We start from the raw sequence: 16,951 nt of genomic DNA on the forward strand, positions 1-16,951 counted from the left end.
ACGAAATAAATGAGTTTATGAACTACTTATTAAGAGGTAACAACATAAGTTCTCACCACTTCACAGTTTCAGTCACAAACGTTGCTAGAATGACCCACTTTTAATCCATACAGTTAAAAGCCCGGCGGTACCCCTGTGCAATCAGCCAAATACTCTATAAAACAACTGTTAACCACGCTATTTATTAGCCTAGTCATTATCTTTTCTGTGTGTTTCACCTTTATTCATTCTCACGGCCAAGAGGTCAGCGATCAGGTACACACTTTAGAAGTGGAATATCGTACCAACGAAATGGCAGCCAAACTGCTGCAGCTGGTCTCTGGCCTGCGCCGGGAGCAATTAGGCTACAGCCTGCGCCGCGTACAAAATCTGCCGGTCAGTAAAAGTTCGGCTGACTGGCTGAATCAGCAAATTGTTGCTATCGATGCAACCACAGCAAAATTCCGTGAAATTGCAGACCCATCCGCCATTACCCAACTGGATAACCTGAGTCAGCCACTGGAAAAATTCAGTGACTTGCATCGGGAGTTTATGCGTCAAGACAGCCTTATCGACCCCCAAGCGGCAGCGGCAATGCTGACCTCTATGGAGGCTTGGCATATTTACAATAATGTCGAGCAAGGCGTGACTAAGTTAATGGCGGAAGAAAACAAGAAAGTACAAACCGCCAAGGCTGCGGCCAAACAGGCTATCAGCCAGTTAGAAACCACTATGCTAGCGGTTTCTGTACTGTTTATTCTGGTATTAATACTCTCTGCCCTGTTGCTGCTACGCCGTATTTTGACCCCTTTACAAGCAACAGAAAAAACCCTATCAGCCATTGCTGATGGCGATCTGACCATTGATATTGAGCATGAGAAATTCAATAGTAAAGAATTTGCCCAAATGGCCAATGTGATGGTGAAAATGCGCAATGGTCTACACGATATTATCGCCCAGATTAGCGCTGCATCGACCCAATTGACTGCCGCAGTAGAGGAGGTCAGCCATGTGACGAATGAAGTCTCAGATAGCATGCTCAATCAGCATAATGAAGTAGAACAAGTTGCTACCGCGATGACGGAGCTACAAAGTTCCATCAGTGAAATCGCCCGCAATACTAATCACACGGCAGAGCAAGCTCACCAAGGTGTCGATGGGGTGGAAAACGGCCGCAAAATTGTTGATGCCGCAGTTGAAGCCATCAATCAATCGGAAAGTGAGGTACTGGCTGCCAGTGAGGTGATCCAGCAACTACAGCAGGACACTGCGGCCATTTCTGTGATTGTGGAAGTGATTGCCAATATTACCGACCAAACCAACCTACTGGCTTTAAATGCGGCCATTGAAGCTGCCCGAGCGGGGGAGCAAGGTCGCGGTTTTGCCGTTGTTGCTGATGAGGTCCGCACCTTAGCTCGTCGAACCCAGGATTCGGCTCAAGAGATCAAAACCACCATAGATAAACTGCAACAGCGCGCGGTAAAAGCAGGTGCCGTGATGGAATCCAGCCGGGGGAAAATGTTGCACAGTGTTGAACAAGCGCGTTGTGCCAGTGATGCCATTGCGGCAATCGATCAATCAATTACTCAGATTAACGATATGGCAATTCAAGTCGCCAACGCCACTGAGCAACAAACGTCTGTGACAGAAGAATTAAACCATAACATTACCAATATCAATGACGCGACCAACCGAGTAACTGAAGACACCCAGCATGTTTCCCAGTCAGCGCATGATATCAGCCAGTTGGCCAGTAACTTGTCGGATATGATCCGCAAATTCCGTACCCATTAACCCCGGATGGCGCCCACATTGAAGATAGGTAATGTCGTATAAAGCGTGACCGGAATCACGTATAGTGTTCGTATCTTAGGCATTACCTTTCATCACAGGAGTTGGCTATGACCTATAACATTCAAAATCTGGTTTACAATGGCGAACGCGATGGAGTGCATAACTGGGAAAGTATGTCCGGTATGCATTATTACTGGCATCCCAATTGGCTGCATATTGCCGAGGATATGACTGGGCATAAAGCTGCCGCAACTATCTCTACTGACGGTGAAAAACCAACACCAGAAGAAGCCGTTGCGACACTGAAACAACATGTAAATCAGCAAAAATAACACATTTGGCCGGGATCATGACCCGGCCATTTCATGCTTCACACTTTATCTCCTCCCAAGCCTAAATGCCCACTGTAAGCTGATCATTACACCACTTAGCAACATTCCCCAAAATCTCAGTAGCCGCCCAAGGCTGTGAGGAAATTGTGATAATTTAGCGATAAACAGGTGATTCCCAGCTGGCAGATTACACTGAGTAATCGAACTGTTTCCTAACCGGAGGCAGGCCCTACACAGCCAAGGAGAATGACCATGAAACTCAATGTGCTTAAATACACTGCCCTGATGGCCGCCCTGACAGCCTTGCCATCCCAAGCGGCTCAACTGGAGATCAGTCTAAGTAACCTGAGCCACGGCAATTACTTCACCCCTATTTTGGTCGCGGCCCACCAAAGTGACATCATGCTGTACCGCTCGGGCACCACGGCCAGTGCTGCATTGGTCAAAATGGCTGAAGGGGGAGATATCGCGGATCTTGCGGCAAATGTAACAGGCGCAAATGGGGTCACACTGGAAAATCCCGCCGGTGGTTTGTTAGCACCGGGAGCCAGCACTGACGCTATGATGCTGGATACTGGCGATAATAATCTGCTGTCCGTCACCGCAATGATCCTGCCAACCAATGATGGCTTTATTGGTCTGGACTCTTGGAAAATCCCATCAAAAGCTGGCACCTATACCCTGTACCTCAATGGCTATGATGCTGGCTCCGAAGCAAATAATGAAATCGTGAATGGCGGTGGAGCACCTGGGGTGCCCGGTATTCCCGCCGCGCCAGGTGGACAGGGAGGCACAGGAGCGACCGGTATCGATGACACCTCAGGCAATAACAAAGTACATATTCACCCCGGAGTCTTGGGAGATATGGATCCTAATGGTGGTAAAAGCGATCTCAACAGCGCTGTGCACCGCTGGCTTAACCCTGTGGCCAAACTGACTGTAACGGTTAAGTAGGAGGCCCACCATGAAACGACCAAATTATCAGGCCCATCGGGGCATACTCTTGGCGGCAGGTGCAGCTTTGTTGCTTAGCGCCTGTCCCGACTCAGATCTGGTGAAAAAGGCCACACCACCAGCCAGTGTCACGCAAGCCTACACAGTGACTGTCACCAACTTAACCGCTAATCAGCCATTTTCCCCGGTTGCACTGCTGCAACACAGTGATGCTTTTACCGCTTGGCAGGCGGGAAGTAGTGCCAGCGTCGCACTGGAAAAACTGGCCGAGGGTGGTAATGCCGCCGATTTTGATAGTGAAACCGGTGTCAATGCCCGCGTCAGTGACACGGCACCATTAGGACCTGGCGAGCAGACCAAATTAAGTTTTGAACTGGATGCCAAGGATGCGGCTTATCTCACTGTGGCGACCATGCTGGTCAATACCAATGATGCCTTTACTGGTGTCAGTCGGGTCGATTTAACGAAACTGCCTGTCTATGTGCCCAAAACCTACCGCACTAAGGCTTATGATGCGGGCACTGAAGGCAATTCAGAAGCCAGAGGCACTATGCCTGGCCCGGCTGATGGGGGGGAAGGCTTTAATGCTGAACGCAATGATGTCAACCGGGTTTATGTCCATGCAGGTGTCATCAGCGCTGATGATGGTTTTACCACTTCAGTATTGAGTGCATCCCATCGATTTGATAACCCGGTGGCACTAATTACAGTGACTCGTACCAAATAACCACACCACCACAGGCAATTCGCCCTGTAATAAAACCCTCCCCTGACAGGTCAACATTGAAACTGATTTTCAGGGGAGGCGTTATGAATAGCCACAGTATCCGTGCTTTCGGCACTACACAGCTTAGTATTCTGCTGATTGAGGACGAACAGGATTTAGCCCAACTGATCAGCCTTAATCTACAGGCACTCGATTATCAGGTTCACCATGCCACTACATTGCAGCAAGCCAATCTTATGCTGCAACAGTGTCAGCCCGATCTGATTCTCACCGACCGGCTGCTACCCGATGGTGACGGCTTGATGTTATGTCAGCAACTGCGACAAGCCGGAGCCGATATACCCATTATTATTCTGACGGCTAAGGACTCTGAAGCTGATGTGGTATTGGGGCTTGAGTCCGGCGCGGATGACTATATCACCAAGCCTTTCAGCGTGCTGGAGCTCAGAGCGAGAGTAAAAGCCCGCTTACGTCACTGTACTCGCCCCACCCATCAGGCACTAGAATTCAATGGCTTTACCATCAACTGCGATACCCGGGAAGTTATTGATGACAACACTCAACTTAACCTTACCGCCCGAGAGTTTGATCTGCTGACCTTTATGGCCCGCCATCCTCAACAGGTGTTCAGTCGAATGCAGTTGCTTGAAGCAGTATGGGGGCTAAATTACGAAGGCTATGAACATACGGTCAATAGCCATATCAATCGGCTGCGCAATAAACTGGCTAACCGCCCGAGACTGGCCGATACCGTGAAAACTGTATGGGGAGTTGGTTACAAATTCGCACCACCTGAAACAGAGGCGGTGCTGTGAACAGTATGTTTAGCAGGCTGATGCTATCGGCCTGCATACTCGTTTTTCTACTATTACTGCTGCTGTGGCAATGGCTGGACTATAGCCACAGCGCACAATTAGCCAGGGTGCAGCAGTCTTTGCACCGTGAATTAGCTGGGCATATGGCCCATATCAACCCTCTGCTAGCCAGTGGCAATATCTCCGATGCCGCCCTGAAAGAAGCCTTCCATGATTTTATGCTGCTTGGTCCCAGCTTTGAGATTTATACTCTTACGCCCGGCGGGGATGTGGTTGCCTATTCTGCACCAGAGACCAAAATTGTAACCCGCCAAGTAGCATTGCCTCCCATTAAAGCCTTTTTAAGCCAGCAGCCTTTGCCCATCACTGGCACCGATCCCAGAGCATTACAACGGGATAAAATCTTTTCAGCCACTGAGCTGCACTATCCTGATGGGCAACTCAGTGGCTACTTGTACGTTATTATCGGTGGCGAAGCTTTTGATGGCTGGCAGCAGATTGCCTATGACACCCATCAGCGACAAACCTGGTTGGTCAGTTTACTGATCTGTGCCCTATTTGCGCTGCTGTTATTTGCGCTGATGTTGAAGTTTTTTACCTCACCGCTTAGCAGACTGTCCCGGGATGTTATCCGGCTTAATCCCTCCGTCTCAGGCAAAACGGCCGCCATGTTGCCTGGCGTTTACCAAGGTAGCAGTGAAATCTCAGCCTTGGGCACACAAATTAATGCGCTATTGCAGAAAATCCATCAGCAACAGCAACAAATGCAAGCGCAGCAACAGGCTAAACAGCGTTTTATGCTGCATCTATCCCATGATCTAAAAACGCCGCTGACCGCCTTACTCGGCTATCTGGAAACCTGGCAACTTAGCCCTATGCAACAGCGCTCAGATGATCTTATCCAAATGGCCACCAATACCGGCCAGAATCTGCAACAATTGCTGGCGCAACTATTGGAGTTAATCGCACTGGAAAATCAAACGATTACACCAAAGTTTGCCACCTTTGCCCTGCAGCCATTTTTACAGGAGTTAACTCAGACATTCACCCCAAAAGCCGCCAGACGACAAATCCAACTGCACTTTGATGCTGGGGAAAACATGACCGCATTCAGCGACCGACAACTGCTACAACGCATGCTGCATAATCTGGTCGACAATGCCCTACGCTATACCCCAACAGCAGGAAAAATCAGCATCCGACCAATACTGCATCACAGTCGCTGGCAATTGCTGGTTGAAGATAACGGCTCTGGCATGCACCAAGATGCCAGTCGGGCCCTCAATCAGCCCATAGCCAAAGCGCCACAATTTAGTGAGGATGATCCACTACCACAGTTAGGGGTCGGGCTAGCCATAGTGCGCCACTTAGCCACTATGCTAGATTGCCCGCTTGAAATTGACAGTGAACCGGGTCGAGGATGTCGTATCTATCTGGCACTCAAGCTTCAGCGTAGTAATGACAATACGGATATAAAAAAGGCGCCCTAAAGGCGCCTGAATAACCAATCATCACAGGTTATTTATGATATTGACCGGACAGCTCGTGCACAGCTTTGATAAAGGCACCGGCATGGTCAGGGTCCACATGCTGGTGAATCCCATGGCCAAGGTTAAATACATGGCCAGTACCATTGCCATAACCCGCCAAGATAGTGGCCACTTCCTCACGGATCCGCTCTGGAGATGCATACAGCAAAGATGGGTCCATATTGCCTTGAAGGGCCACTTTATCACCCACCCGACGACGGGCATCGGCGATATCCACAGTCCAGTCCAGACCCAGCGCATCACAACCGGTTTCGGCCATAGCTTCCAGCCACAGACCGCCACCCTTGGTGAACAGTGTTACTGGCACCTGACGGCCTTCATTATGACGGGTCAGACCGTCTACGATTTTCTGCATATAACGCAGCGAGAATTCACGGTAAGCGGCGTGAGATAATGCGCCACCCCAGGAGTCAAAGATCATCACAGCTTGAGCACCGGCGGCGATCTGAGCATTCAGATACAAGGTGACAGAATCAGCCAGCTTATCCAGCAGCAGGTGCAGAGCAGCAGGCTCGGCATACATCATACGCTTGATCTTTTCGAATGCTTTGCTGGAACCGCCTTCAACCATATAAGTGGCTAGCGTCCAAGGTGAACCAGAGAAGCCGATTAATGGCACCTCACCGTTCAGCTCACGACGAATTGTACGCACAGCATTCATCACATAACCCAGTTCATCTTCTGGATCTGGAATCGCCAGTTTCTGGATAGCTTCAATGGTATCGGTTGGGCGCTGGAAACGAGGACCTTCTCCCGCTTCAAAATAAAGCCCCAGCCCCATGGCATCAGGTACGGTCAAAATGTCAGAAAACAGAATAGCTGCATCCAGTTCAAAACGGCACAGTGGCTGCAAAGTGACTTCACAGGCCAGATCAGCATTACGGCACAGCGACATAAAATCACCGGCCTGAGCACGGGTGGCGCGGTACTCCGGCAAATAACGACCTGCCTGACGCATCATCCACACTGGAGTCACATCTACAGGTTGTTTTAATAACGCACGTAAATAACGATCATTCTTTAATTCTGCCATTTGGCTTGATTCCTAAACAGGTTGATTTGCGACACCCAAAAAGGCTTGTGAGCAACGTCTCGTTTTCTTCAGAGACCGGCTATTTTAGCATTTACGCGACTAAAATAATGGATGCAAACCAATTTATGTGAACTTATCCCTACCACAGAAATAACAGGATAAAAAACTGGTTACAGGTCAAAAAAAAGCATGGAAGCGAGAGCTGGCTTGAACACTAAATATTTCAAAGACAAAAAAAAGTTGCGGGACTTTCACCCCTTTGGTATAAAAACTTTGCGCTAGCAAGAACAATCAAGAAGCTCGTTAGATCGAGCCCCGGAAATAACTTACTTGCCCGGCTGCAGATTTCTGCCGCCGGGTTTTTTATTGCCTGTTTTTCACCTTAAAATAGCAATTCCAGCCTGATGAATAGCGTGTGGGCTCAATGCCATGCACCTATGTCTAGTCCCTTTTCAAGCTCGAACTGGTAGCAGGAATTTGCCATCACAATAGGTAAATTCATATAAATCATACAAATCGGTGAGTTAAGCAAAAAGAGTTGATCAAAAGTTAACGGGTGGCCTACATTAGTGGTCAGGGATGCAAGCAAGAATGAGGCAAACATCATGCTGACCAAACTGGAAAGAACAGAACAAAAATGGGGCGGCGCCAATAGGTTAATTGACCAATGGTTGGATCATCGTCGTAAGTTATTGGTTCAATATTGCAAAATTGCCGGTTTACCCCCCTATGATCAGGACAAGGGTACACTGCCAGAAGTTATTCAGGTAAAACAGTTTTGTGACTTATTGGTAGATTACGTTTCTGAAGGGCACTTCGAAGTTTATGATCAAGTGGTCAGCGCCTGTGAAGTCCATTCACAATCCAGTAAAGAGCTGGCGCAAAAATTAGTGCCTCATATCAGTCAGACCACAGATGGTGCATTGGATTTCAACGATAAATACGCTGAAAACCAAGCAGAAGAATTACTGTACGATTTAGATCGTGATCTTGGTGTACTTATGCACGGCATGGAGACCCGATTCCAACTCGAAGATGAAATGCTGGAAGTACTCTTCGTCAATTACGCCGACTCAATCACAGAGCCTAGCTAAACTTTATCGCATCCCTTTTGCATTAAACGGACACACTTGGTGTCCGTTTTTGCATTTAATTGTTTCATAATTAAAACAATAGAACATCATCCACAAACCGCTTAAACCGACAGGAAACAACATAAAAAAACCGGCCAATGGCCGGTTTTCTGCAAAATAGGTTCACACACCTATCTTTTACTTATTTCACCATCATTACACTGCACTTTGAAAAATCACTTCACCGGCTTTTTTGGTGTATGACTCAATTTTATCAAAATTCAGATAACGATAAGTGTCTGCCGCAGTGGCATCAATTTCTTTGGCATACTGCTGATATTCCTGTGGAGATGGTAAGCGGCCCAGTAGCGCTGCCACTGCCGCTAACTCAGCTGACGCTAAAAATACATTCGCGCCGGTCCCTAAACGATTAGGGAAGTTACGGGTTGAAGTTGATACCACAGACGCCCCTTCCGCCACTCTGGCCTGATTACCCATACACAAAGAGCAGCCAGGAATTTCGATGCGGGCACCTGCCCGACCAAAAATACCGTAATACCCCTCTTCGGTTAGTTGATCCTTATCCATCTTGGTGGGTGGCGCAATCCACAACCGGGTTGGCAGTGGCTGGGAGAATTTATCCAATACCTTACCCAATGCCCGGAAATGACCGATATTGGTCATACAGGAGCCCACAAACACTTCGTCAATCTTAGTCTCGGCGACCTGAGACAGTAATACAGCATCATCGGGATCGTTTGGCGCACACAAGATGGGTTCTTTGATCTCATTCAGATCAATCTCAATCACAGCAGCGTATTCGGCGTCAGCATCGGCTTGCATTAGTTCAGGGTTAGCCAACCACTCTTCCATACCCGAGATACGCCGTTCGATGGTGCGACGGTCGCCATAACCTTCAGCAATCATCCACTTCAACATCACGATGTTGGAGTTCAAGTACTCGATGATCGGCGCTTTATCCAGCTTGATGGTACAACCGGCCGCGGAGCGCTCGGCAGAAGCATCCGACAACTCAAACGCCTGCTCAACTTTCAGGTGCTCCAGCCCTTCAATTTCCAACACGCGCCCGGAGAAGATGTTCTTCTTGCCCTTTTTCTCTACGGTCAGTAGCCCCATTTCAATGGCTTTGTGGGGGATGGCATGTACCAAATCACGCAACGTGATCCCCGGCTGCATCGTGCCGTTAAAACGCACCAATACAGACTCTGGCATATCCAGTGGCATCACTCCGGTTGCTGCGGCAAATGCCACCAAACCGGAACCTGCCGGGAAGGAAATTCCGATAGGGAAACGGGTGTGGGAGTCACCACCTGTCCCCACGGTATCAGGTAGCAGCATGCGGTTTAGCCAGGAATGGATCACGCCGTCACCTGGGCGCAGAGAAACCCCGCCACGGTTCATAATAAAATCAGGTAATGTGTGGTGGGTATTCACATCCACAGGCTTTGGATAGGCGGCAGTGTGACAGAATGACTGCATGGTTAAATCGGCACTGAAGCCCAAACAAGCTAAATCTTTCAACTCATCCCGAGTCATGGGGCCGGTGGTATCTTGAGAGCCCACAGACGTCATCTTCGGCTCACAGTATTGCCCCGGCCGCACGCCCGCAACGCCACACGCTTTACCGACCATCTTCTGTGCCAAGGTATAGCCTTTACCCGTATCAGCCACATCGCCTGGGCGAACAAACACCTCAGAAGGTGACAATCCCAGCACCTCACGGGCTCTATCTGTCAGGCCGCGGCCAATGATCAACGGAATACGACCACCAGCTCGCACTTCATCTAGCAATACCTTGGTCTTCAATGCAAACTCAGAGATAACCTCATCGCTATCATGACGCTTAACCAGGCCTTGGTAAGGGAAGATATCAATCACATCGCCCATTTCCATGGCACTAACATCCAGCTCAATAGGCAATGCACCAGCATCTTCCATGGTATTAAAGAAGATAGGCGCTATCTTGCCACCAAGACAAAAACCACCAGCACGTTTATTCGGTACATACGGGATATCATCGCCCATAAACCACAGCACAGAATTGGTGGCGGACTTGCGCGAAGAACCAGTACCAACCACATCACCAACATACACCAACGGATGACCTTGGGTTTTCAGCGCGGCAATCTTCTTAATCGGGCCAACCACACCGGGCTCATCAGGCTCAATACCATCGCGGGCATTTTTCAGCATAGCCAAAGCGTGCAGGGGAATATCAGGGCGGGACCAAGCATCTGGCGCAGGAGACAAATCATCCGTGTTTGTTTCACCGGTTACCTTAAATACCGTCAGCGTAATTTTCTCATCCAGCTTAGGTTTTTGCAGGAACCAATCAGCATTAGCCCAAGACTCAACGACTTGTTTGGCTGATACATTACCGGCATTCATCTTCTCAACCACATCGTGGAAAGCATCGAACATCAATAGCGTATGGGACAGAGCCTTAACAGCCAATGGCGCCAAAGCAGGGTTATCGAGTTGACGAATAAGGGGCTCAATATTGTAGCCGCCTTGCATTGTCCCGAGCAGTTCGACAGCGCGCTCCGCAGTCAAAATAGGTGAGCTCGCTTCCCCTTTGGCAATGGCATCGAGCAGGCCGGCTTTGACATAGGCGGCTTCATCAACACCGGGGGGAATACGGTTTTCCAGCAGATCGAGGATAAACGCCTCTTCGCCAGCAGGCGGGTTCTTGACCAACTCAACCAATTCGGCAACCTGATGCGCATCCAGTGGTTTAGGGACTACGCCCTCGGCAGCACGCTCTTCGACGTGTTTACGATATGCTTCTAGCACGGCAACATTCCTCTTTGTTTTGGCGCGCTGCGCCAATCCTGTTTTTACCGGGACCATCAGCAGGGGGGTTGAACACTTTCGGTATGCAGTCAGGCTCCAACTGCCAACCATCCATGGCACTCAAGTTATGAATGCACCAGGGCACTTATCTGTGGTAAGTAAAAAGTGTTTTCGGACCCGTCCTACCCAGAGCCTATCCACCATTCCTGCCGACTATCCCCTTCCTAGGGTTACCGGCCGGTGTTACCGACTCTGTCAGGCCTCACAACTCACACTTTGATTGCTTTCTCACCATCTGCCCCGCATCATCCGCAGGCAGCGGCTCGACCCTATTGCGGCAGGGATTATACAATAAATAACCAAAAACATGAATCAGATCACAGTGTTGAGTCAGATTCTCTCTGTTATTCCCCCTGCCACTCATTTGTGGCGAGCGCAAAAATCATACAACACTCGCCCACAGAATGCTTGCCGAGATTTTATCCATGTTTTGGTGGCGATTTAGTGGCATTATCAATGCCAACCCTACTTTATTTATCAGGAACAATACTTTGTCAGCCAATCTCAGTGCCGTTATCTTTGATATGGACGGTGTACTTATTGATTCAGAACCTTATTGGCGGGAAGCAGAGCTGGAGGTGTTCGGCCAGTTGGGGCTCCCCATTACACTGGAGCAAACCTATCAAACCACAGGGTTGAGAATCGATCAGGTCGTTGCTTTCTGGTATGCCCAAATACCCTGGCCTAACTATGATAACCACGCCACCAGTCAGGCGATTATTGCCGGGGTGATTGAGCGGATCCACCGCCATGGTCATGCTATGGCACATGTGACTGAGGCGCTGGCCGCTTGCCGCCGGGCAAAACTAAAAATCGGTCTGGCTACTGCATCTTCCAGCGATATCATTGCGACTGTTATGGCTAAACTGAATATTGGCGATTACTTTGACGCTATCAGCAGTGCCGAATCCCTGTCGCGAGGAAAACCCCACCCTGAGGTGTATCTTAACTGCGCAGCCATGCTGGATATTGTCCCGGAGCGGTGTCTGGCGGTAGAAGATTCATTTAATGGTTTAATTGCGGCGCGAGCTGCCAGTATGCACACCTTAGTGATCCCAGCACCTGCCGAGCGCCATCAATCTAAATGGGCCGCCGCTCACCACCAAGGTGAATCCCTCGCCGCGCTAGCCGCGCTGTTACCCGGTTAACTCCAAAACAGTGGGAATAAAAAGCAAAAGCCGAACTCACGTTCGGCTTTTTCACAATATGGCAGAGAGTAAATAAGACTCAAATTACCAAATTTTGACGCGCTGCTCCGGCGGCAGATACATCTTATCGCCCTCTTTCACCTGGAAGACCTCATAAAACTCGGGAATATTACGAGGCGTCCCCATGGCGCGGAAATGGCTAGGCGAATGCACGTCGGTCAGCAGACGACGACCCATCTCTTCATCCCGGTAATTTCGGCGCCATATCTGCGACCAGCCCATAAATAGGCGCTGCTCACCAGTCAATCCATCAATGACCGGGCTAGGCTTACCATTAAGGCTCATTTCATAAGCCCGCAACGCAACCGTTAAGCCACCTAAATCACCGATATTTTCCCCTAGGGTCATTTCGCCATTAACAAACTTCCCGGGTAAGGCTTCATACTGACTGTACTGGGCTGCTAATTGGTTGGCTCGCTTTTGGAACTCCTGTTTATCCTGTGCGGACCACCAATTACGCAAATTGCCATCACCATCATATTTCGCCCCTTGATCGTCAAACCCATGACTGATCTCATGGCCAATCACAGCGCCGATCCCCCCGTAGTTCACCGCATCATCAGCCTCCATATTGAAAAATGGCGGTTGTAGAATGGCGGCAGGGAACACAATCTCATTATTCACCGGATTAAAGTAGGCATTGACTGTCTGAGGCGTCATATGCCATTCACTGCGATCAATTGGCTTACCCAGCTTGTTGATCATGTCCCGATATTCAAACTTGGCATACCGCTCATAGTTACCCACCAGCTGATCGGCTCGGATCTCCAGCCCACTGTAATCTTTCCATTTATCCGGATAGCCAATTTTATAGGTAAATTTAGCCAGTTTTTCTTGAGCGGCTTGCTTAGTTGCCGGAGTCATCCACTCAAGCTCATTGATACTGACTTCAAACCCTTTGATCAGATTTTTGATCATCTGCTCCATGCGTGCCTTGGCTTCCGGTTTGAAGTACTCGGCGACATAAATCTCGCCGACCAGCTCACCTATCACGCCATCAGCAGCATCCACGGCTTGCTTCCAGCGAGGCTTTTGCTGCTCAATCCCCATAAGCGTTTTACCATGGAAGGCAAAATGCAGATCCACAAAGTTTTGACTCAGCAGTTCAGCGTAACTGTCCACCAGATGGAATGCTAAATAATCCTGCCACATACGTACCGGGAAATTACCAAACTTCTTACCGATAGCTTCCACATAAGATGGTTGACGGACAATGAGGTCTTCAGTTTTACCAGCAAGACCCACAGCTTTGGCAAATGCCGGATAATCAAACTTACCCGCTAACCGATCAAAAGCCGCAATGCTCATCTTGTTGTAGCTCTTGTTGGCATCTCGGGACTCAGTCCGGCTCCACTGATGATGCGCTATGGTGGTTTCAATCACTTCAACACTGCGGGCGGCACGACTGGCACCATCATAACCCGCAGCTGTCATCAGCTCAGTCACGTACCGACTCAGTGCCGCGCGGCTCTGCTCAAATTTTGGTTCATTTTTAATGTAATAATCCCGATCTGGCAAGGTTAAACCAGACTGGACAAAGTAAACGGCATACTGGCTGGAGTTTTTCGCGTCATTGTTGACATAAAAACCAAACGGAATGCTACTGCCGTTAATCAGCAGCTTGCCCATAACCGCTGCAATATCCTGATGGGTTTTCGCATTAGCGATATCCGCCAGCAATGGTTTAAGTGGTGTAATGCCCAACTTATTGACCAGATCGGTATCCATATAGCTTTGATAAAAATCACCAATCTTCTGCTCAGTACTGCCCTCCGCTTTATTTGCTTGAGCGGCAGCCTGTTCAATAATTTTTTTCAGTGCCTGCTGGCTTTGATCATAGAGCGCGGTAAAGGTGCCATAGTTGGAGCGATCAGCCGGGATCGGCGTATTGGCCAGCCATTTACCATTTACGCTGTAATAGAAATCATCCTGATGCCGCACGGCAGGATCAAAATATTGGCTTTCAATACCAGAAATAGCCTTAGACTGACTGACTGCACTGGTTTCACGATTACCTGATTCGGAGGTTGAGCAACCTGCTAGCCCCAAACCTAGGGCGATGCCCAATGCGATATGACTTACTTTCTTCATGACGATCCCCAATGTAGGAATTTATTATTATCTAAGCTTTATTTTCCGCCGCTGGCGGCTGGCTACTGCGTTATCAACTTTTCCGGCAACGAGCGATCTATCAAAGCCTCAGCCTTGTATCAAACATCCTTAAATCGCTGCAAAAACAAACTTAAACGGTCAACAGACCCTAAGACACTATCAGGCTGTTATTTAACCTTCCAGCAGCATTTTGTAAACGGGTATTGAGCTAATCAACCCTGCAGGTGTGCCAGCCGTGAAGCCGGTCACGCCCATCAGAAGTTTTTACCAATAAACAGATAAAATGCTCTATCCCCTTTATCTGTTATCCCAAAACCAAGGGCGGCAGGGCCTAACGCGGTATCTGTACCCACATAAACACTGCTGGAGTAGATCAAATCGGCCAACGACATCTGTTCTTGTAGCTCCCAGACATTACCAGCTTCAAAGCTGGTACCGAGGTAAAGTGGAAACTCTGTCATCCCTAGCGCGTCACGGCCCAAATCATATTGATACATGACCGCCCCAAAGACCTTATGGGGACCGACCAAGGCGTTTTTATGTAAACCAGACATATTAAGAAAGCCGCCCAACTCAGATAAGTGCACTGAAAACTGGCCGTCTTTATTCACTGTCGAGAACGCCGCTTTACCAACAAATGCATGATTACCAAAACTCAGTGCCCCTTTCCAATCCGCCTCAATCTGAAACGAGCTCATAGAAGGTGGGTTTTCCCAAGCCATGGAGAAGTCTTCTCGACGCAAATACAGATTCAAATTAAATCGGTTACCACTGGTGGGAAAACTGATGCTATTAAGGGTGTCATAGCCCAATTTCATATAACCACCGTAAGAGTTATAACTGAAATCAGTCGGCAAATAGGTCTTATTGGAGACATTGCCCCATTCACCGGTAAACCCCACTTCGATACGGCCTGGATTATCAAAGTTATAACCCAGTCCAGTATCCAGCCTGTGAGTGGATTTATTCAGCTCAGCAACTCGGTTATTGTTGTGGTACACATCCCAGTCTTTAATTTCATACTGATATTCAACTTTGGTATAAAACAATTGATCAGGATCCAAGGGTTGATAAAACTCAGTGCCAAACTTCTTCTCAAACCCAAGCCGTACCTCATTACGCCACTGACCGCCATTGGGTGTCAAATCTGTCATGGTGTACGCCAAATCCAATGTCACCGCAGAATCAAGGGTAAAATCATCCTCCCAATTCAGCCCTAACTGAAAATAATTTGGCCCCCAAGACTTCGCTCGGGTAGTGACCACCATTTCACGGCCAGTTGGTGTTTCAATAAATTTAGTGCCAACCCGCTCAAACAGATTAAGGGCATAGACCCGATCAATTGCGGCATCTAATTGGGTTTTATCAACTACCTGCCCAGATTTCAGCCCCAGCGTATCTAAAATTAATTGATTACTGATATGGGAGTCATTTTCCAATACAATTTTGCTGATCGGTTGCAGTAATTCATGTTGCCAGATAGCCCGGCGTTGGCGTTTCTTGGTCATATAAGCGGCATATTCACTGTCACTGACGGCAAGCTTTTGCAACTTTTTGATTTGCGCCATGGCCGCAGTTACCCCTAAGGGCAGTGCTTTGGGCATAATAGAAAAGTCTGTCGTACTCATGTCGCCGACATCGGGCCGGATCAAAACATCTTTATCCGTCAGTAATGTTTTTTGCCGCTCAGTACTGGCATTGGTCAACATGGTCGACAACTGGTTTAGCACCGCAACTGTGCTATCTAGCTGTTTCTTATCCATGAGGGAGGAACCAATATCCACGGCGATGACAATATCGGCGCCCATGGCTTTAGCGACATCCACAGGCATATTATTAGCAATCCCACCATCCACCAGCAGTTTGCCATCAATTTGCATAGGCTGTAATGCACCGGGGACAGATGCTGAGGCCTGCATCGCTTGGATGAGACTGCCAGACGACAGTACTACAGCGTCACTGGTGACCAAATTGGTGGCCACGGCACGGTAGGGAATAGCCATATCACTGAAGCTGGTATATTCGGGGATCAAGTTAGTGGCGTTACGCAAAAGTATCGACATGGTTTGCCCTTGCAGCACACCACTGGGCAGTTTCATTTGCCCATCGCTATAGCCCATATTGATGGGAATATTATATTTATCCCGCTGCTGTTTATCCCGGTAACTCAGCGCCTCTCTGGGGATGGTATCTGAATAACCTTGCGCCCAATCCGTGCCCAGCATAATCCGTTCAATTTCATCGGCACTGTAGCCAAGGGAGTAAAGCCCGCCAACAAAGGCGCCGATACTGGTGCCAGCGACATAATCCACCGGGATATGATGTGCTTCCAATACCTTTAGCACGCCCACATGTGCAGTTCCCTTCGCACCACCACCACTGAGCACTAAGCCAATGCTGGGACGCTCAGCCGCCCACAGCGAGCATGACAGCAAACCGATAAGCAGACATGCCAACCGCTTCATACAAATTTCCGGATTATTCAATACCCCAAAGATAG

Annotated in this window: 12 protein-coding genes; 8 read left to right on the plus strand and 4 right to left on the minus strand. The window is 48.8% G+C overall.

From position 1 onward, the window contains the following. Positions 1–135: 135 nt before the first annotated feature. The 6 genes from NFHSH190041_RS17490 (at position 136) to NFHSH190041_RS17515 (ending at position 6,091) form a co-directional block, all read left to right on the plus strand. Positions 136–1,773, plus strand: a complete 1,638-nt coding sequence (locus tag NFHSH190041_RS17490) for a methyl-accepting chemotaxis protein (protein ID WP_261922991.1) — start codon at positions 136–138, stop codon at positions 1,771–1,773. Positions 1,774–1,880: 107 nt separating this feature from the next. Beyond that, positions 1,881–2,105, plus strand: coding sequence for a hypothetical protein (locus NFHSH190041_RS17495; protein WP_261922992.1), 225 nt, complete (start codon positions 1,881–1,883; stop codon positions 2,103–2,105). A gap of 252 nt (positions 2,106–2,357) precedes the next feature. Continuing rightward, complete coding sequence (locus tag NFHSH190041_RS17500) at positions 2,358–3,059, plus strand: spondin domain-containing protein (protein WP_261922993.1); 702 nt, start codon at positions 2,358–2,360, stop codon at positions 3,057–3,059. A 10-nt stretch (positions 3,060–3,069) separates the two neighbouring features. Next, the gene (locus NFHSH190041_RS17505; protein WP_261922994.1) at positions 3,070–3,786 is read left to right on the plus strand and encodes a spondin domain-containing protein; all 717 of its coding nucleotides are present in this window, start codon (positions 3,070–3,072) and stop codon (positions 3,784–3,786) included. Between the two features lie 83 nt (positions 3,787–3,869). Then, entirely contained in the window at positions 3,870–4,601 is a 732-nt protein-coding gene (locus NFHSH190041_RS17510; protein WP_261922995.1) for a response regulator transcription factor, read from the plus strand. Between the two features lie 5 nt (positions 4,602–4,606). After that, positions 4,607–6,091, plus strand: a complete 1,485-nt coding sequence (locus NFHSH190041_RS17515; protein ID WP_261925171.1) for a sensor histidine kinase — start codon at positions 4,607–4,609, stop codon at positions 6,089–6,091. Positions 6,092–6,119: 28 nt separating this feature from the next. On the opposite strand, the gene hemE is transcribed toward NFHSH190041_RS17515, so the two are convergent. Beyond that, positions 6,120–7,184 (minus strand): uroporphyrinogen decarboxylase, encoded by a 1,065-nt coding sequence (hemE, locus tag NFHSH190041_RS17520; RefSeq protein ID WP_261922996.1) that lies wholly within the window; start codon positions 7,182–7,184, stop codon positions 6,120–6,122. Between the two features lie 605 nt (positions 7,185–7,789). Here hemE and rsd point away from each other — a divergent pair. Then, the gene (rsd, locus tag NFHSH190041_RS17525) at positions 7,790–8,278 is read left to right on the plus strand and encodes a sigma D regulator (RefSeq protein WP_261922997.1); all 489 of its coding nucleotides are present in this window, start codon (positions 7,790–7,792) and stop codon (positions 8,276–8,278) included. 195 nt (positions 8,279–8,473) lie between these two features. On the opposite strand, the gene acnB is transcribed toward rsd, so the two are convergent. Further along, the gene (gene acnB / locus NFHSH190041_RS17530) at positions 8,474–11,071 is read right to left on the minus strand and encodes a bifunctional aconitate hydratase 2/2-methylisocitrate dehydratase (protein WP_261922998.1); all 2,598 of its coding nucleotides are present in this window, start codon (positions 11,069–11,071) and stop codon (positions 8,474–8,476) included. Positions 11,072–11,556: 485 nt separating this feature from the next. Here acnB and hxpB point away from each other — a divergent pair, with 485 nt between their 5' ends. Beyond that, positions 11,557–12,279 carry a hexitol phosphatase HxpB gene (hxpB, locus tag NFHSH190041_RS17535; protein ID WP_261922999.1) on the plus strand — a complete coding sequence of 241 codons (723 nt, stop codon included), beginning with the start codon at positions 11,557–11,559 and terminating at the stop codon, positions 12,277–12,279. Between the two features lie 84 nt (positions 12,280–12,363). Here hxpB and NFHSH190041_RS17540 read toward each other — a convergent pair whose 3' ends face one another. Then, positions 12,364–14,430: a M13 family metallopeptidase gene (locus NFHSH190041_RS17540; RefSeq protein ID WP_261923000.1), complete on the minus strand. Its 2,067-nt coding sequence runs from the start codon at positions 14,428–14,430 to the stop codon at positions 12,364–12,366. 275 nt (positions 14,431–14,705) lie between these two features. Further along, complete coding sequence (locus NFHSH190041_RS17545) at positions 14,706–16,916, minus strand: patatin-like phospholipase family protein (RefSeq protein WP_261923001.1); 2,211 nt, start codon at positions 16,914–16,916, stop codon at positions 14,706–14,708. Positions 16,917–16,951 lie beyond the last annotated feature (35 nt).

It is taken from the genome of Shewanella sp. NFH-SH190041 (assembly GCF_024363255.1).
Lineage (GTDB): Bacteria > Pseudomonadota > Gammaproteobacteria > Enterobacterales > Shewanellaceae > Shewanella.